The sequence below is a fragment of the Streptomyces griseus genome, assembly GCF_001715295.1.
GTDB lineage: Bacteria > Actinomycetota > Actinomycetes > Streptomycetales > Streptomycetaceae > Streptomyces > Streptomyces griseus_G.
Genome location: NZ_MDKB01000001.1, coordinates 905,543 through 921,622 on the forward strand (window position 1 = coordinate 905,543; position 16,080 = coordinate 921,622).

Sequence of the window (16,080 nt, forward strand, 5' to 3'; positions counted from 1 at the left end):
ATGGCTGCGTCCTCCGGTCTCTGCGGACCCGTCCGGGTGCGGGCCCTGGCACCGGCCCGGCGGGTCCGGCGGAACACCGGCTCCGGCCGGGCCGTCGCGCCCGAGCGTACCGGCCGCCGACCGCCTTCCGCGGTACGGGTGCTGTACACGCCCGGGTGCCCCGGCGCCGGGTCAGCCGGACGGGGGCCTCCGGATGGCGGCTATGTCGAACTGCAGCCGGAGCTTCTCGCTCACCATGGCCCCGCCCTCCGCCAGTCTGGCGTTGTAGGTCAGGCCCCAGTCGGAGCGGTTGATGGTGGTGGTGCCGTCGAAGCCGACACGCTCGTAACCGAACGGATCGGTGACATGACCGATGTAGGTGAGTTCCAGGACCACGGGTCGGGTCACGTCCCGGATGGTGAGGGCGCCGGTCATGCGGTAGACGTCCTTGCCGGCACGTTCGACACCGGTGCTCGTGAACACCATCCGTGGATACCTGGCGGCGTCCAGGAAGTCCCGGCCGACGAGGTGCGCGTCGCGTTGTTCCACCCCGGTGTCGACGCTGGCCGTGGCCAGCTCGATCTCCGCCGTGGACCGCTCCGGGTCGATCCCGTCGAAGCGGAGGCGGCTCTCGTACTCCGGGAAGCAGCCGCGCACCGTGGTCACCATCGCATGCCGCACAGCGAACCCGATCCTGCTGTGCGCGGGGTCGATCATCCACTCACCCGTGAGAGCCGCCAGGCCCGGATCCGGCAGCACAGCGGCCCCGGAGGCCGCGGGAGCTGCGGACGGCCCCGCCCGACGGGGCGAGGAGTTGCGGCTGAAAAAGTTCATGAAGCAAGTAGTTACCGCTGGGTAAGAATCACTCGCAAGGCCTCATCAGAAGACCCGACCATCAGGGGGCGAACCTTCACAAGTCGGCGGGCCGGAGGGTGGAAGTCGTCACGGAGAGTGGGAACCGGAAGGAGGACCTCGGGCGCGCAGGCTCCGGGCCGGGCGACGGGGGACGTCGGTGCCGCCCGGGCCTCGCGGCGCGACCGTGCACGGGGGGACGGCATCGGCTCACGCCGCCCGGGTCACCTCGCCCACGCCCCCCTGCTCCGTGGTCCGAGTCTTGAGAGGGGCCGTCACGGAGAGGGGTGGCGCGCCGGTCGGTACGAACGCGACGGGCCGGGGGGCGGGCGCACCGGCCCCCGGCCGCTGCGGGGTGATCAGCCGGCCCAGACCTCGGCCTCGTCGGCCGGGACGGTGGTGGCGAGCTTCAGTTCCTTGCGGGCGGCGATCGTGGCATTCGGGTCGATGCCGGTGAAGGCCGGGTCGTAGGCGAGGAAGAAGGCGTCCGAGTCGCCGGCGGTCGAGGCCTTCTTCCAGTTGCCCGCAGCCTTCTCCAGTCGCGTACGGAGCTTGACGGTCTCCGGCTGCTGGATGCCCTCCAGCGCCGTGACATGGGTGGCGAGTGCGTCGGCGACGGCCTTCGCCTGTGCCTTGTAGCCGGGCAGGTCGTCCTCGACCTCCCCTTCGGGCTGGGTCATCCAGAGAGCGTCGTAGACGGCGTTCGCGCCCTTCAGGTACGCGGTCTGGTCGGCGGTCAGCGGCTTGCTCTTCAGGCTGCCGGAGAACGTGCCGGACTCCTTGGTGTACGCACAGCTGACACCGCGGTCGCCGGTCGCCCAGCTCTCCTTGGTCGGGTGGTAGTAGAAGACCGAGACACCCTTGGGCAGGGCCCAGGTGTCCGGGGTGAACTTCTGTGCCTCGACCGGGCAGCGCTCGTCGGCGATCACCGATACCGCGTCGTCGCCCGGATATTCCTTCTTGTCGATCGAGAACTCGCCGACGACCTGGCCCTGGTGCGCCTCCTCGCAGGGCACGATCTCGATGGCGGCTTCCTCCTGCACGCCCTCCCCGGTCGGCTTGGTGTTCGGGTTGTAGCAGTCGCCGGTCTCCAGGGAGAAGACCGACCGCTGACGCGCCACCTTCTTGGCCCCGTCCTTGGCACCGTCGATGGCGTCGGAAACATCGGAGCATCCCGTGGCGCCGACCGCGACCAGGGCGACCAGAACGGATATGCGGCGCAGAGAAAGGGACATGACACCCTGAGACATGACGTGTGCATCCTCAAACAGAGATCTTACGAGCGAATGTGCGCATCGTATGGCACCCCTGTGACAGTCCGGCGCACGGGCGCCCGGAGGCCCGGGGCGTCCTCGGTGCGGCCCCCGCCGGGCGGGCGAACGCAGGAAGGGCGGGCGGCAAACGGCCGGTCCTGGAAACGGGCGGCCCCGGCACCGGCGCCTGCGGCTTCGCCCTGCCTGCGGAACGGGCCTCCGTGCAGGGGTTCTCGACCCTTGGGGGCGGGGGAGGCGGACACATCGGCGACGCGTGTGGGAGCGGGACGTCGAGCGGCTGCGCGGAGGTACGGTCCTCACGAGCCCGGCGCGTACGGCGGCCAATCTCTTCCACGGGGCGGCTCACGGCAGCGTCCCAGCGCAGGGTCCCGCGCACCTCGCCCCCCTCGCGCACCCTCGCGCACCGGCCCGGGTGGGCCGGATGCCGGCCGGCGTCGGCCGGATCCGCGCCCGGCCCCTCTGTCGTACCCCCTCGCTACGCTCGGGCCATGAGCGTCTCTCTCTACTACCGCGCGAGCCGGGCGGTGCCACTGACGACTGCCGAGACGGCCGCTGTCGAGCGCATCGTCGCCGCCCACAGGTCGGCCTTCCCGTACCAGGACGAGGAGAGTCTGTACCTGTACGAAGACGATGTCCGGGAGCCGTCCGAGGTCGTGGCCGGATCCACCAAGATGCCCTTCGAGCCGGACCGGGTCGTGCCCGTCCTCGACCATGTACTGCGGTCCGTCAGCGAGTTGCGCCGGGCGCTGCCGGGAGCGGAGTGGCACGTGCACATGGACGACCTCGACGTCCCCTGGGACGGAACCGAGGGCTACGCCTTCCCCGGCATGCGCGACCCGGACCTCGCAGCCGAGCTGGACCCTCTCCGAGAGGACGGGTGAGGACCTCGTTCGCACGCTACGGCTCGGCGACCTCCCTCCTCCGAAGGGCGTGAGCTGGGCGGACTCCCCGGTCGTGGCCCCGGTCCGGGAACCGGCGTCGAGCCCGGGCCGGACCCGGGCTCGACGCTGCACCATCCACGGTCCAACTCGACGTTCCTACGGGCGCCGACCGGAGCAAGCAGGAGCCGGCCGGCGGCGAGGTCCGCGAGTGCGCTGCCTGCGGCGGCTCCGGGGCCGGTGCTCGCAGATCTTTGTGGTGGCCTGCCCCTGCGGCTACTCCGCCGTGGTCGCGGCCATCCACAGCTCCATGTCGGTGAGGACCAGCCGGCCCGGCCGCTGGGTAGCGGTGTCGGGGACGACGGTCCGCACGACGGGGCGGTCGCCCTTCTGCACGGTCACCTTCGCACCGTCGAACTTCGGTGCCTTCGTGCGGACGACCTCCCGCAGCCGCGACTCCAGGGCCGTTGCCGCCGCGTCGTCCTCGACCACGAAACACAGCACCTCGGTGTGCTCGGCCGCAGAGGCGGCCTGCTGGCCCGCAGCGGCCATGAGCACCGGTCCCGGGTCGCTGGACGGGTTGAAGTCCGCGCGGTAGACGTCGTCCCCCAGGCATGCGGCCGCGCGGCCGAAGTCCTTGTCGTCGGCCAGGGAGGACCCCTTCTCCGGTTCGACGGCCGACATGGGGTCGGAATCCCGCGCGGAGTAGGAGATATCGCCCTCCGACACCTGGAGCGTCACCCCCTTGTTGCCGGGATGCGACCAGACCTCTGCATCGCCGCTCTGCTTGTAGCCCTTGGACTTCAACGACGTGATGACGGCCTGCGTGTCGAAGTTGCCTTTCCAGTGACCGGCCTCGTCGGTGTCGACCGCGGTGGTGATCCGGGAGACCTCGAAGTCCTCTCCCAACAGTCCCGGCTCGTACGGGCTCAGCAGGATACTGCTCGGCTGTGAGACGGAGGCGAACCGCTCCGCGTCGTCCTTGCTCAACTTCCGGACGGCGGCGACGTCGAGGAAGGTCACCCGCTTCGTACCGGTGTCGCCGGCCAGGGTCCCCAGGCCCGTGAGCAGCTCGGACCCGCCGTCACCCTTGTCGTCGGAGCCGGACGAGCAGCCGGTGACGGCGACCAGGAGGGCAGTGGCAAGAGCGGCGGCGACGGCGGGTCCGCGTGCTGTTGTTCGCATGATCAGGCAGCGTATCTCGCCCTCGGGCGATGGGCCCGGCTGCCGGGACGATTGTCGGCCCATGCGGCCACGGGGTCGCCCCGACGCGTCTTCACGGGGCCGTACTTCGGGGCCCGGCGCGGGTTCCTCGCCAGGCGGCGGGAACGGCCGCAGCCGGTTGCTCACCTCCGTGACGTCGGCGGGCCTGGCCTCCGCTGCCTCGAGCGGCAGCCGCAGGACGAGATTCTCCGGTTGCACGTCCTGCGGTGCGTGGCTGTGATGCCGCGGTCTCTCACCGTGCCGTCCCGTCCGACGAGGATGCGGGACTCGGCCCCCGTGTGTGGGTCGACGGTCGTGGCGTCGGGGGCATCGGCCCGCCGGGCTCGGCCCGCGTGCGTGCACGCGCCGCCGACGCGTGCAGGCCGCGATGTGAACACGGGGACGGTGAATGCGCCTTTTGCTCGCGTTCATCGCTCTCGTCCGCTCCTCTGTGTGTAAGTCCGATCGGCTTCCCTTCGACGGCCGGCGTCGTTACCGGAAGAAGCGCGGCAGTGCGAGAGGGATGTCTCCTGTATATCGCCGCATTCCTTGATGAGTGCCGCGTTTCGGTGGTGCGGCTGGAGTCATCCTCCGTTCTCCCGGACGGTATTATCCGGAGGTGGGCCCGCGCTTACATGAGTGCGGGGTCGTTCGTATCAGGAAATCGTTGATCGTTTCCGTGGTAGAGTTTCGAATGAATTCACAGGACGCCACGATCAAAAGGGGAGCGGCGTGAAAACCGAAAAGGTCACGGCTCGACGTCTTACGGCCGAGGACATTGCAGAGTTGGGCCTCCAGGACGGCATCTTCGTCTCGGCAGGAATGGAAGGTCTTCCGCTCGACTGCTATGCCCCGGCTTTCCTTACGCAGCCGGGCAAGAATTTCGAGGGAGGGGCCTTCATCGCGCGGACCGTCTTCGGTGAGGAAGTGCATGTCCTCCCCGGTAACGCAGAGGAGCACGGGATCTGGGTTGCCGACGCGGAGGGGGAGGAGATCGAGGTTCTCCAGGCCGCCGGCGTTCTGCTGAACCTCGCCCTCTTCGTGCCCGAGGGGAACATGGAATCCCTGGATTCGCTCTACTCCGCCGCGCGTGACGCGTTCGGTGCGGGCGTCGTGCAGCGCTGGAGCGAGGAAGTCGTCGCGGTCCCGGACGTGAAGATCGACCTGTACGAGGAGCCGGCCCGGGCGCGGAAGAACACGAACGCCCAGAACCGCGACCGTCGCGCCCTGGACATCTACCCCACCCGCGTGCGGTTCCTGGAGCCCAGCGAGGGCTGGAAGTTCGTCGTCGAACCGCACAAGGAGATAGTCGACGAAACGCCGACGATCTGACCTGACGTAGGTCCGGGGCCACGCCGGTCGGGCGGCGGTCGGGACCCGGGTGGGGAAGAGCAGGTGGGGTCCGGCGATCCCCACGTCAGGTTTGTCGTCGGTAGTTCGGCAGGACGCTCGGCTGGAGTTCTCCAGCCGAGCGTCCTGCGTTCGGTCGTGAGGTGCGGCGGTGTGTGTTCCGAAGCGCGTCGGTCCCTCATCACGCCTGTCCATGTCGGCTCTCGCCGGCGCCCAGGACGGATGGGTGGAGCGCGGAGCGGCCGGCGGATCGACCGCGATCACCGACCCCGCGCCGGCTCACCGAACCGGGCCCCGCGCCGGCTCACCGAACCGGGCCGTGCCCGGACTGCTCCGGGCCCTGCCCCACCCGCGTCGACGACTCGGCGGTGGTCGCCCGCGCGGGGTCGGGCTGAGACGCGTCGTGAAAGGGCGCCCGGGGAAACGGACATGGCGTGGGCAGAGAGGATCGAGTGCACGGGGAGCGGCGCATCCCTGGCGGCGATGCGCCGACGCTGACGCGTCGGGGTCGTGCGTACGCGCCCTGCCCCGACCGATGCACACGGCCGGGACAGGCTGTGCACGCCTCGGGGGCAGGCGGCCGGTGCGGAGGGGTGTGGGAGATGCGTGCATCGCCGTCCGGGGTCACGCTGGGAGGGACAGGCCGCGCGTCATTTCCGTGGGGGGCGGGGAGCGGGCACTTCCGGGGGCGGCGGTCCCCGCCCATCCGGCGTCTGTCGGAGAACGGCCCGGAGATGGGGTGACGGCCGGCGCTCCGGGCTCGGCGACGCCGGTGCGGGAGCGACGGAGCGGGAGCGCGCTTCGGCGTCGACCCCGTGGACCGGCGAATGCGGGCGCCTGAGGGCCGAGATGCGCAGGGCATCGGACGTCAGTTCCAGGTGAAGGAGTACCTCCCGATGGGTGAGAAGAACAGCTCCGGCCAGCTCTTCGCCGGCAAGGAAGAGGCCAAGGCGCTCGATCCCGGCTTCCGGCTCGACGCCGACGAGATCACGGAGGCGGAACGCCAGGCTGTCGTCAGGGCCGGGGAACACCTGACGAAGCAGGCCGAGGAAGCCGGCATCGAGGGCGTCTGGCTTCTGATCAACGGCGAGTTCACCTGGGGTGACGGCGAGAGTACCGAAAGTCAGATCAGGAAGATGCTGTACAGCGCCTTCGCCTACCCGAGCCCCAAGGTGACCCTGGAGGATGCGCAGACGTCGAGCCCCGGCAGCCAGGCGGTGGACAGCCCGGAGCGCACGCTCAACGTCCTGCTGGACTCTCCGGGCGGCAATCTCGACGGCGCGTACACGACGGCCCTGTACCTGTCCGCGTACGCCACGAGGATCAACGTCCATGTGCCGGGACGGGCCAAGAGCGCCAGCACGCTTCTCGCGGTGGGTGCGCATCAGGTGTACATGTCCCCGTTCGGCGAACTCGGGCCCTTGGACACCCAGATTCCCGACCCGCGCAATCCCGCGAACACGGTATCGGCGCTCGACTGCTACCAGAGCGTCGACTACGTACGGAAATTCGGCTTCGCGACCTTCTCCTCGGTGCTGCCGGAAATCGTCAAGTGGACGGAGCGGCGGATACCGATCAGCGACCTGATCAACACCGCCTCCGATTTCTCCCTCGGCTCCATCAGTTCGATCCTTGAGGGTGTCAAGGCCCTGGACTTCGGTGGATGGGGGCGCAGCCTCAGGATCGGCGAACAGTACGCACGGAAACTCCTGGAGGCCAAGGCCCGCGAAGCCATGGTCCGGGAGTCCACATCGGGGGCCGAAGTCGAGACCGAGGCCGGGACCGGCGAGAAACTCGACCCGCAGCGGATCGACCGTATCGCCGACCAGCTCGTTTACGGGTATACGCACCACCCGTTCCCGATCGATTACTACGAGGCCGGGCGCCTCGGGTTCAACGTCGAACAGATGAAGAAGGAGGTCTACGAAGAAGCACTCAATGTCCTGGCCTCCTGCAAGGGAAAGAACTTCGTCGGCTTCCTCAGCAGGGCCGAGGCCGAGAAGGAGGCCGAGGCACGCCGGGCCGACCGGCCGACGTCGGCCGGCCGGGGCTCGTCCGCTCCCCGGGAACCCGTGCTGGCGGAGGACGGGCGGACCCAGCAGATGTCGCGCGGACGGGCCCGTCGAGGAGAGAGTGACTGGCGCGCGGAGGACGGCCAGGTCTGATGCGGGGCCACGCTGTTCTCGTCGGCAAGTGGCTGGTCCACAACTGGCCCTACCTGGCGCTCGTCGTCTGCGTTTTTCTCCCCATGCTCTGGATGGCGGCGTCCTTGGCGTTCCGCGCCGGTCTGTTCTGGCCGATCGAGGGGGTGGGGAAACCGGGTTCCGATCAGGTCGAGATGTTCAAGGTGTTCATCGGTGGCGGTCTCGCGACGGCGGTCACACTGGTCGGTGCCCTGCTCACGCGCGAGCACAACGCGCGCGAGCGCCGGCGCCTTCAACTGGAGACCGTGGTCAAGAGCTTGGAGTTCCTTCCGGCGGAATCCCCCCAGCGCGTCCCCGCCGTCCTGGCGACCATGGTGTTGCTCGGGCAGCAGCGCATAGCCATACGCATCCTGGGGCCCGCCTGGAACAAGGGGGTCGTGGACCCCCAGACGGCCACGTGGCTCATCAACCAGGTCCTCATCAGCGACAGGACGGACCGTAGCCAGATGGATGCCGACCGCCCGGACGAGACCGCGATGAACGAAGCGTCGGTATTGCTCTGGAAACACGCCGCGGACCTCATGCAGCCGAAGAGGCTGGACTACAGCTTTCCCGGGGACTTCCAGATCGGATGGGCCTTCCCGCGGTACCGCCTGGACGGGTTGCGCCGGGCCAAGAAGCGCCACTTGGTGAAGGAGAACATCCTGATGGCCTTGGGGACGATGCTGACGTCCCGGGACAGGGACTGGTGGTGCCACGGCGGAGTTCCGCCCGTGTGGCCGACGAACGTGCTTCTGGAATGCACCGAGAGGGACACCGATCCGAGTGCCCGCTCCTTCTCCGCGCTGTTGTTCGGGGCCGTCCACGACTGCTTCCCGCAGCAGGTGACCGACTACTTCACCCAGGACAGGGTGCAGAGAGCGCTGGACACGAGAGCGACCGCCGAGAAGGACTACGAGGTACCCGACGACTACCTCGATCTCGCGGACGAGATCCGGAGGAAGTGGAAGGCGGCGGTGCCGAACAGGCCCGGCAGGCTGCACTCGTGATGCCCCTGCGATGTATGCGGGCGGCGGGGGCGGCCGACGTCGCCCGCACGGGGCGAACCCCCGGGGCGGGCGACGTCCCGATGCGCGTCACCAGGGAAGATCGCTCTTCGTGGGGCAGTAGGGGAGAGCGAAGGGAAGGCCGAGGTCGGCGGGCAGGAGAGCTCCGACCCAGGTGTCCCTCAGGCCGTTCCGGTTGGTCTGCGCCGCACGCAGGGTGCCTTCCCTGAGGAAGCCGACCTTCTCCGCCACGGCCCAGGAGCCCATGTTCCCCGCCTCCGCCCGCCACTCCAGGCGCTGGACTCCTCGTGCGGTGAAGGACCAGTCGGCCAGGGCGCGCACCGACTCCGTCGCATACCCTCGCCCTCGGTGCTCCGCCACGGTCCAGTACCCGATTCCCCAGGTGTCGGAGTGGCGGTGCACGTTGACCGATGCCACGAGCACACCGCTTTCCCGGTGCAGCGCCGCGAAGTGGTACATCGTTTCGTCGTGCCAGCCACGAGGCACCACGTCACGCAGGTACGAGGCGGCGTGCTTCCGTTCGTACGGCTGGGGTAAGTCCGTCCACCGCTGGATGTCGGGATCTTGGCAGGCGGCGAAGACCGCGTCCTCGTCGCTGGGATCATGGGGCCGCAGAAGCAGACGCTGCGTCGTCAGAGTGACAGGTTCCATGGTCGGTCATTCTGGATCTCACCCACCCGAGGGGCCATTGATTTGTGGCCTGCGTCGGACCGTTGGGGGCTCGAACCGTGGTGACGGTTCCTGGTGGAAGGCCCGGCAAGGTGGGCGAGGCGGCGTACGGGAGGCGGTTCCTGAGGCACCGAGCCCCCCGGGGGCTTCTGTGTGGCGCGGTGGTCAGGGCAGGCTTGTGCGGTCGCGGAGTTGGCCGACCAGGGCGTGCACGTCGCGTGGGGCAGGTAGCTCGGCAAGAGGTGCCGGGGTGCCCGGCGCGGGTACGGCGGGAGCCCGGCGCCTGGGTCCCGAGATACTGAGATGCGGAGCCACCTCGTGCAGGCGGCAGACGAGTGGATCTCGATGCCCACCGCAGGCTGGTGCGCGACTACGCGCATCGCACCCCTCGGCCGAGTCCCGGGTCTGCCGGGCCATGGACGAACGCAAGTAGAGGCCGGGGCCGGCCTGCCCTCGGCGGGGCCGGCGCGGCGCGCGGTCAGGCCGGTTGTGCCGGTTCCTCGGCGGTGTGCTTGGCCAGCAGGCCCCCGAGCAGCATGACGAGCAGCCCGGCCCCGACACCGCACAGGGTCCAGAGCACGCGGTAGCCCTCGGCGGTGTAGTCGGTGGGCTGGGGCAGGTCGACCAGGATCAGCACGCCGGCGGCGATGGCCGCGCAGTAGAGCGCGTAGTTCCAGAAGCGGATCGCCGCCGCGTGCATGAACAGGACGAGTGCGACCATTTCCAGTGCGCGCTCGACCGCGAACAGCCTCAGTCCGTGTTCGCCGGTCGGGATCAGCAACAGCAGGGCGGCCGTGACGGCGCCGAGGAGCGCGCCGGCGAGGCGTTGCGCGGCGGTCAGGGTGCTCTGTTCCAGGCTCGGTTTCATCGCGACCAGGGCCGCGATCGGCATCCAGTAGCCGTGGGAGAGGTCGAGGCCGAAGGCGAGCGCCACGGTTCCGGCGGTGACCAGGGCGCGCAGGAGCGCGAACGCGACGAGGGGCCGGGTGAGCGGCCTTCGCGCGGTGTCGTCGGGGAGTTCCGGGACCGGCTGCGGTCGGTCCCCGCGTCCGCGGATCAGCCAGGCGATGCACGTCGCCGCGATCCACAGGGCAGCTCCGCCGACCCAGGCGAGGACCTGGGCCCAGGTGTAGCTGGTGATGCGGGCGTGGTGGTGGAGACTGGACGCGACCCCGAGGGTGATGACGAACCAGAGGTTCAGCAGCATGGCGGTCACGAACCTGCGCACGCCGAACGCGGCCGTCAGTCCGGCCACCAGCGTGACCGCGAAGGCGGCGAGGACCAGCCAGCCCCAGGCGTCGCCGCCGATGCCGAACCCGAGCGCGGTGAGCCCGGCGCCGACCAGGGCGAAGACCGCGATGTGCCGGGCGCGGTTCGCGAAGCTGCCGCCCGGGTCGTCCAGCCAGGCGAAGAGCAGGCCGAACAGTGCGCTGAGCAGGTACTGCCCGTGCCCGATCGTCCAGAAGACCACCAGCACCACCACGGCGATGTCCAGGAACAGCACGGCCCGCGGCCAGTTGAGCCCGGCCGGGTCGAGCCGGAAGATCCTCGACAGCCAGCTCGTGGGCGTGACCTTGCCCACCGGCTGTCCTACGCGTCCGCTCGCACTGGCCATGGCCGCCCTCGCTCGCCTCGTCCGCCCGGGTATGCGGCTTCGCCGCATTCTGCGACTCCGGCCGCAGCCGACGTGACGCGACCCGCAGAACCCTCCGGATCGCGCCCTCTCGTCCAGCCGTACGGCGCAGCCCGGCACTTCCGGTCGACGCGCCCCTTCCTCCTGGCCGGCCGATACGCGGCCACGGGAAGCGGGTGGCGCTCACCCGGGCTGCTTCGATGTCAGGACGCGACCAGGTCGAGTCCGGCGGATCATGTACCTTCTCGAGATTCCCCGTCACGGATCGCATCCGTGTCGGCCGTCTCGGCGGCGGACGCCCCCGCCCCCGCGCGACACCTCTGCGATGACAAGGCGTACTCCTTTCTCCGCAACCGCCCTCGCCTGCGCAGACGGCGGATCAGTCACACCTTCCCCGAGCCGAACGACCAGCGGGCCCACCGCGAACGCCGCGGCAGCAAGGGCGGACGGCCCGCCGGCTTCGACAAGACGATCCACAAGCGCGGGAAGAAAGCCGAACGGATTGTCCTGGCGCTCGAGAACTCCCGTGCCGTGGCCACCAGCTGCGGCAAGGACGCCTATGTGTTCCACGGCACCGTCGCCTCGATCCGGCTCTGGCTCCGTTCGTGACCCGCACGCTCAGGCGCCGGTCTGCCCATCGACGAGCTCACGCACGACGTCGAGGTGGCCGTTGTGGCGGGACGTCTCCTCAATGAGGTGGAGGATCACCCAGCGCAGGTCGACGTGGCGGCCGTCGCTGAGGGGACGCTCGGCCGTCGAGTTCAGCTCGTGGTCGGAGACCAGGCGACGATAGCGGGCACTCTGCTCCGCGTACTCGGTGAGAAGCCGGGGCAACGGGATGTCGACGGCTGTCCGCATCTCGGGGTCGGGATCGTCGTCGGTCGCCTCGGCGAGCGGCCCCGCGAGCTCCTCGCCCAGGAACATCACTTGGAACCAGTAGTACTCGACCCACCGCAGATGGCTGATCAGTCCGCACAGCGTCATCAGCGGTGATTTCGGGAGAGGTGCCTTGCGGGCGTCTTCGGCGGACACGCCCACACACTTGGCTCGCGCGGTATCACGGGCGTAGTCCAGGAAGGTGGCCAGCTGCGTACGCTCGTCCCACGTGGGAGGAGTGTCGGTTCGTTGAGTCATCGCGGGGATTTTCCCGCAGCTCGGAACGGGTGTCGACTCAATTGGCCGGAAGCACCGTCAAGTGCCACAGCCACCACTGTGCTCGGGGAGAGCCTGGCAAGATCCGCCGGGCAGTCCGCCTGGCGTGAGAGCAGCTACAGCAGCAGTGACGGCGGCGATTGTGTCGAGGTCGTTGCCCCGGCCACCCACGTGCACGTCCGGGACTCCAAGCAGGTCGGCGGCCCCGTGCTGACCGTCGACCCGGATGCGTGGGCCGGTTTCGTCGGGCTCATCGCCGGTTGAGCGACGAACGCGGCAGGGCCCCGCCGCACGCCGATCCGGCGGGGCCCTCCCGTACGGGCGGGGGCTGCTCGTCCACGTCCTGCTCGCGCCGGAACATCCGACACGCGGCCCGGCGTGCGCTGCGGTCCGGGTTGGACCGGAAGCTCTGGCCGGGGCACGGCACCTCGGGGCCCGGACCCCCGCCGGATGCTGCCGCTCGGCGCACACCGCCACTTCTGGCGGCGTGGCCGTCATGTCAGGTGAGGGGAGTCAGCTTCCTCGCCGTACTGCGGTGCTCGGCCCGCCCGTGCCGCCACAGCTGGACCGCTGTCAGCGTGAGCAGCGCGGCGAACACCACGAGGAAGACGCCCGCGATGACCGGTTGCCGACCGCCGGCCGCCGACTCGTCGAGGGAGAGCAGCGCGAGGGCCGACAGCACCATCCCCGCCGCGTACACCGAGCGGACGCGCCTCAACTGCCGTACCGCACGGGGAGCAAGAGCAAAACGCTTCACGAGAGCCATGCTGCCCCTCTACCCCGTTCGAGCGCGGTGAGACGTCCGGATCACGAGAAGACCCACATCTCCACCCAGTTGCCCGAAGGGCGGTCAGCTCGTCGCATAGCGGATGGAGTTGACCGCCCTTCGGACAACTCATGGTCAAATTCTTGTCGCAGGACTGTCAAAGCGGCTCTTCGGCTGGCACGCTCTCAGCCGCGCCACCCCTCTTATCAGCCACCCTGTTCCAGCCAAGGAGCCCGCGTGACACGCAAGCAGTCCTCGCAGCGCCGCACCACGCTCCGTGCCGCCGCCCTGATCGCCTCGGCGGCCGTGGTCGTCGTCGGAGTCCAGACCGGATCGGCCAACGCCGACGCGCAGCGTGAGGCCGGTGCCACCGCCGTCGCGTTCACCGGCAGTCAGCGCGCCGCCGCCGTGCAGGAAGCGCAGGCCGCCGCTGCCGGCACGGCAGAGGCCATCGGCCTGTCCGGCGAGGAGGCGCTGGTCGTCCGGGACGTCGTCAAGGACGCCGACGGCACGGTGCACACCCGCTACGAGCGCACCTACAAGGGCCTTCCGGTCCTCGGGGGCGACCTCGTGGTGCACCAGAAGAGGAACAACGGCGCCCGCTCCACCACCAAGGCGACCGACGCCCGAATATCGGTGCCGACCACGACCCCCGCCGTCGCCGCCACCGCCGTCGCCCGGTCGGCCGTCGCCGCCTCGGAGGCCAAGGCCCCGGCGGCCTCGTCGGTCCGCAAGGTGATCTGGGCCGCGACCGGCAGGCCCGTCCTCGCCTGGGAGACCGTCGTCACCGGCACCCGGACCGACGGCACGCCGAGCGAGCTGCACGTCATCACCGACGCGACGAGCGGCAAGCAGCTGTACTCCTACGAGGCCATCGAAACCGGCACCGGTAACGCCATGTACAGCGGCCAGGTCACCCTCGGCACCAGCGGTACGGGCCCCTTCACCCTGACGGACACCGGCCGCGGCGGTCACAAGACGTACGACCTCAACGGCGCCACCTCCGGCACCGGCGCGCTCTTCACCAACAGCACCGACGTCTGGGGCGACGGCACCCCGGGCAACCGTGCGACGGCGGCCGCCGACGCCCACTACGGCGCCGCGCTCACCTGGGACTTCTACAAGAACGAACTCGGCCGCAACGGGATCCGCGGCGACGGCGTCGGCGCGTACTCGCGCGTCCACTACGGCAACGCCTACGTCAACGCCTTCTGGTCCGACACCTGCTTCTGCATGACGTACGGCGACGGCGCCAACAACGTCAAGCCGCTCACCTCGATCGACGTCGCCGCCCACGAGATGTCCCACGGCCTCACGGCCTCCACCGCCAACCTGCGTTACAGCCGGGAGTCGGGTGGCCTCAACGAAGCCACCTCCGACATCTTCGGTACCTCGGTCGAGTTCTACGCCGACAACTCCTCGGACGTCGGCGACTACCTGATCGGCGAGAAGATCGACATCAACGGAAACGGCGCGCCGCTCCGTTACATGGACAAGCCCAGCAAGGACGGCAGGTCCGCCGACTACTGGTCCAAGAGCCTCGCCAACCTCGACGTCCACTACTCCTCGGGCCCGGCGAACCACTTCTTCTACCTGCTCTCCGAGGGCAGCGGCGCCAAGAGCGTCAACGGTGTCAGCTACAACTCGCCCACCTACGACGGTGCCGCCGTCACCGGCATCGGCAACGTCAAGGCGTACAAGATCTGGTACAAGGCCCTTTCCACCTACATGACCTCCTCCACCACCTACGCCGGAGCCCGCACCGCCACCCTCCAGGCGGCGACGGATCTCTACGGCGCGGGCAGCGCCGAGTACAACGCGGTCGCGGCGACCTGGACGGCCGTCAACGTGAAGTAACGGCTGCACGTTTCGCGGGGGTCGTGCGGCGGCGGATCGCCGCACGACCCCCGCACGTCCTCGCGCGGACCGTGGATCCGCTCCCTCAGGGCGCGGGCCTCTTCACGGGCTGTCACCTCGCCTGGACGCTCGGGAGATCTCTCCCGGCCGGTGGGATCGGAGGGGTGCGAGGGTGGCCGCCCGCACGCGGGGTCACGCGCGGCCCTCGCCGTAGAGGCGCACGTAGTCGACCGTCATCGACGCGGGGGAGGGTGTCGAGTCGTCGGGAGGGCCGGGCCAGTCGCCCCCGACGGCGACGTTGAGCAGCAGATGCATGTCCTGTTCGAAAACCCAGTCGCCGGGCGCGGGCAACGTCGAGGGAGTCAGGGTGAAGTACGGATCACCGTCGACGAACCAGGTGATACGGCGTGGCTGCTTGTCGACGGCGTAGGTGTGAAACGCCTGCGACGCGTCGGCCGGGAGTTCGGTGGTGCCACCGATGCCGTTCTCGTTGAAGTAGGTCGGCCCGTGCGCGGTGCCGTACACCGTCCGCGGTTCCTGGCCGACCACCTCGCAGATGTCGATCTCCCCCTGCCCGGGCCATTCGACTCCGTTGTCGCCCAGCATCCAGATCGCGGGCAGCAGTCCGGCGCCGGTGGGCATCTTCGCGCGGACCTCCACGCGCCCACGGGTGAGCGCCACCTTCCCCTCCGTGGTCAGACGGGCCGAAGTCCAGGGACAGGACGACTGCGTGAAGCACGGCAGATCGGAACCCTCGGGGGCCGGACGGGCGGAGATCACCAGGTGACCCGCACCGTCGAGGGCGGAGTTGGCCGCGTCGTCCGTGTAGTACTGGAGTTCGTTGTTGCCCCACCCCTCGGCATCCCGGTTGCCCGTTTCGGTGTTCCAGAACCTCTCCGACGGGCGGACGCCCGCCGCTCCGTCGAACTCCGCCTGCCAGAAGGGTGTTTCGCCGACCGAGGGGGAGCGCGGTTCCGCCGGAGCGGATCCGCAGCCGCTCATCAGCCCGACCAGCGCCGACACGAGCGCCAAGCGAGCACGTCGGTTCATCACACTGCTCCTGGAAGGGGTGAGGTGGTCGCACAGTCGAGCACGGTCCGCCTTCCCGCGCTACGGCGGTGTGGGCGAGGGGCACCAGGGCGAACCCGAGTCGACGCCCCGGACACGAACCCTACAGAACGGCGACTCGCAGAGGCACGGGAGGCTACCGCCAGGCACAGGAGTGCGGGAACATCCGCCGTCCGCGCTGCCGCGCC

At 69.6% G+C, this 16,080-nt stretch carries 14 protein-coding genes and 1 pseudogene; 7 read left to right on the forward strand and 8 right to left on the reverse strand.

Translation table 11 applies throughout. From position 1 onward, the window contains the following. Positions 1-171 precede the first annotated feature (171 nt). Both BA175_RS03450 and BA175_RS03455 read right to left on the reverse strand, forming a co-directional pair. Positions 172-813, reverse strand: coding sequence for a YceI family protein (locus tag BA175_RS03450; RefSeq protein WP_069169697.1), 642 nt, complete (start codon positions 811-813; stop codon positions 172-174). A 377-nt stretch (positions 814-1,190) separates the two neighbouring features. Next, on the reverse strand, positions 1,191-2,081 hold the full coding sequence (locus BA175_RS03455; RefSeq protein ID WP_069169698.1) for a septum formation family protein: 891 nt from the start codon (positions 2,079-2,081) through the stop codon (positions 1,191-1,193). Positions 2,082-2,593: 512 nt separating this feature from the next. On the opposite strand from BA175_RS03455, the gene BA175_RS03460 reads away from it, so the two are divergent. After that, entirely contained in the window at positions 2,594-2,986 is a 393-nt protein-coding gene (locus tag BA175_RS03460; protein WP_069169699.1) for a hypothetical protein, read from the forward strand. Positions 2,987-3,259: 273 nt separating this feature from the next. On the opposite strand, the gene BA175_RS03465 is transcribed toward BA175_RS03460, so the two are convergent. Continuing rightward, positions 3,260-4,168, reverse strand: coding sequence for a hypothetical protein (locus BA175_RS03465; protein WP_069169700.1), 909 nt, complete (start codon positions 4,166-4,168; stop codon positions 3,260-3,262). 750 nt (positions 4,169-4,918) lie between these two features. Here BA175_RS03465 and BA175_RS03470 point away from each other — a divergent pair. The 3 genes from BA175_RS03470 to BA175_RS03480 all read left to right on the forward strand — a co-directional run bounded on the left by BA175_RS03470 (position 4,919) and on the right by BA175_RS03480 (position 8,729). Continuing rightward, complete coding sequence (locus tag BA175_RS03470) at positions 4,919-5,518, forward strand: hypothetical protein (protein ID WP_069169701.1); 600 nt, start codon at positions 4,919-4,921, stop codon at positions 5,516-5,518. A gap of 914 nt (positions 5,519-6,432) precedes the next feature. Beyond that, complete coding sequence (locus BA175_RS03475; RefSeq protein ID WP_069169702.1) at positions 6,433-7,701, forward strand: SDH family Clp fold serine proteinase; 1,269 nt, start codon at positions 6,433-6,435, stop codon at positions 7,699-7,701. Beyond that, positions 7,701-8,729 carry a hypothetical protein gene (locus BA175_RS03480; RefSeq protein WP_069169703.1) on the forward strand — a complete coding sequence of 343 codons (1,029 nt, stop codon included), beginning with the start codon at positions 7,701-7,703 and terminating at the stop codon, positions 8,727-8,729. The genes BA175_RS03475 and BA175_RS03480 overlap by 1 nt, the downstream gene beginning before the upstream one ends. Before the next feature lie 87 nt (positions 8,730-8,816). Here BA175_RS03480 and BA175_RS03485 read toward each other — a convergent pair whose 3' ends face one another. Together BA175_RS03485 and BA175_RS03490 are read right to left on the reverse strand one after the other, a co-directional pair. Next, positions 8,817-9,398 carry a GNAT family N-acetyltransferase gene (locus tag BA175_RS03485; RefSeq protein WP_069169704.1) on the reverse strand — a complete coding sequence of 194 codons (582 nt, stop codon included), beginning with the start codon at positions 9,396-9,398 and terminating at the stop codon, positions 8,817-8,819. 496 nt (positions 9,399-9,894) lie between these two features. Beyond that, positions 9,895-11,031 (reverse strand): FUSC family protein, encoded by a 1,137-nt coding sequence (locus BA175_RS03490; RefSeq protein ID WP_069169705.1) that lies wholly within the window; start codon positions 11,029-11,031, stop codon positions 9,895-9,897. A gap of 275 nt (positions 11,032-11,306) precedes the next feature. On the opposite strand from BA175_RS03490, the pseudogene BA175_RS03495 reads away from it, so the two are divergent. Beyond that, positions 11,307-11,658: pseudogene (locus BA175_RS03495) on the forward strand (IS5/IS1182 family transposase); the annotation flags it as partial. A 9-nt stretch (positions 11,659-11,667) separates the two neighbouring features. On the opposite strand, the gene BA175_RS03500 reads toward BA175_RS03495, so the two are convergent. Next, positions 11,668-12,183, reverse strand: coding sequence for a DinB family protein (locus BA175_RS03500; protein WP_069169706.1), 516 nt, complete (start codon positions 12,181-12,183; stop codon positions 11,668-11,670). Positions 12,184-12,261: 78 nt separating this feature from the next. On the opposite strand from BA175_RS03500, the gene BA175_RS03505 reads away from it, so the two are divergent. Continuing rightward, positions 12,262-12,465: a DUF397 domain-containing protein gene (locus BA175_RS03505; protein WP_175420732.1), complete on the forward strand. Its 204-nt coding sequence runs from the start codon at positions 12,262-12,264 to the stop codon at positions 12,463-12,465. A gap of 235 nt (positions 12,466-12,700) precedes the next feature. On the opposite strand, the gene BA175_RS03510 is transcribed toward BA175_RS03505, so the two are convergent. Further along, positions 12,701-12,967, reverse strand: coding sequence for a hypothetical protein (locus BA175_RS03510; protein WP_069169707.1), 267 nt, complete (start codon positions 12,965-12,967; stop codon positions 12,701-12,703). A gap of 237 nt (positions 12,968-13,204) precedes the next feature. Between BA175_RS03510 and BA175_RS03515 the strand changes: the two genes are divergently transcribed. After that, positions 13,205-14,824: a M4 family metallopeptidase gene (locus BA175_RS03515; RefSeq protein WP_069169708.1), complete on the forward strand. Its 1,620-nt coding sequence runs from the start codon at positions 13,205-13,207 to the stop codon at positions 14,822-14,824. A gap of 192 nt (positions 14,825-15,016) precedes the next feature. On the opposite strand, the gene BA175_RS03520 is transcribed toward BA175_RS03515, so the two are convergent. Continuing rightward, positions 15,017-15,874 (reverse strand): glycoside hydrolase family 16 protein, encoded by an 858-nt coding sequence (locus BA175_RS03520; protein WP_069169709.1) that lies wholly within the window; start codon positions 15,872-15,874, stop codon positions 15,017-15,019. Between the last annotated feature and the right edge of the window lie 206 nt (positions 15,875-16,080).

What these genes read in the sequence shown, in the direction of transcription:
- BA175_RS03500 (WP_069169706.1), bottom strand. Translation starts at nt 12,183, where the DNA reads ATGACTCAACGAACCGACACTCCTCCCACGTGGGACGAGCGTACGCAG.
- BA175_RS03480 (WP_069169703.1), top strand. Translation starts at nt 7,701, where the DNA reads ATGCGGGGCCACGCTGTTCTCGTCGGCAAGTGGCTGGTCCACAACTGG.
- BA175_RS03460 (WP_069169699.1), top strand. Translation starts at nt 2,594, where the DNA reads ATGAGCGTCTCTCTCTACTACCGCGCGAGCCGGGCGGTGCCACTGACG.
- BA175_RS03490 (WP_069169705.1), bottom strand. Translation starts at nt 11,031, where the DNA reads ATGGCCAGTGCGAGCGGACGCGTAGGACAGCCGGTGGGCAAGGTCACG.
- BA175_RS03465 (WP_069169700.1), bottom strand. Translation starts at nt 4,168, where the DNA reads ATGCGAACAACAGCACGCGGACCCGCCGTCGCCGCCGCTCTTGCCACT.
- BA175_RS03520 (WP_069169709.1), bottom strand. Translation starts at nt 15,874, where the DNA reads ATGAACCGACGTGCTCGCTTGGCGCTCGTGTCGGCGCTGGTCGGGCTG.
- BA175_RS03450 (WP_069169697.1), bottom strand. Translation starts at nt 813, where the DNA reads ATGAACTTTTTCAGCCGCAACTCCTCGCCCCGTCGGGCGGGGCCGTCC.
- BA175_RS03475 (WP_069169702.1), top strand. Translation starts at nt 6,433, where the DNA reads ATGGGTGAGAAGAACAGCTCCGGCCAGCTCTTCGCCGGCAAGGAAGAG.
- BA175_RS03485 (WP_069169704.1), bottom strand. Translation starts at nt 9,398, where the DNA reads ATGGAACCTGTCACTCTGACGACGCAGCGTCTGCTTCTGCGGCCCCAT.
- BA175_RS03510 (WP_069169707.1), bottom strand. Translation starts at nt 12,967, where the DNA reads ATGGCTCTCGTGAAGCGTTTTGCTCTTGCTCCCCGTGCGGTACGGCAG.
- BA175_RS03455 (WP_069169698.1), bottom strand. Translation starts at nt 2,081, where the DNA reads ATGTCTCAGGGTGTCATGTCCCTTTCTCTGCGCCGCATATCCGTTCTG.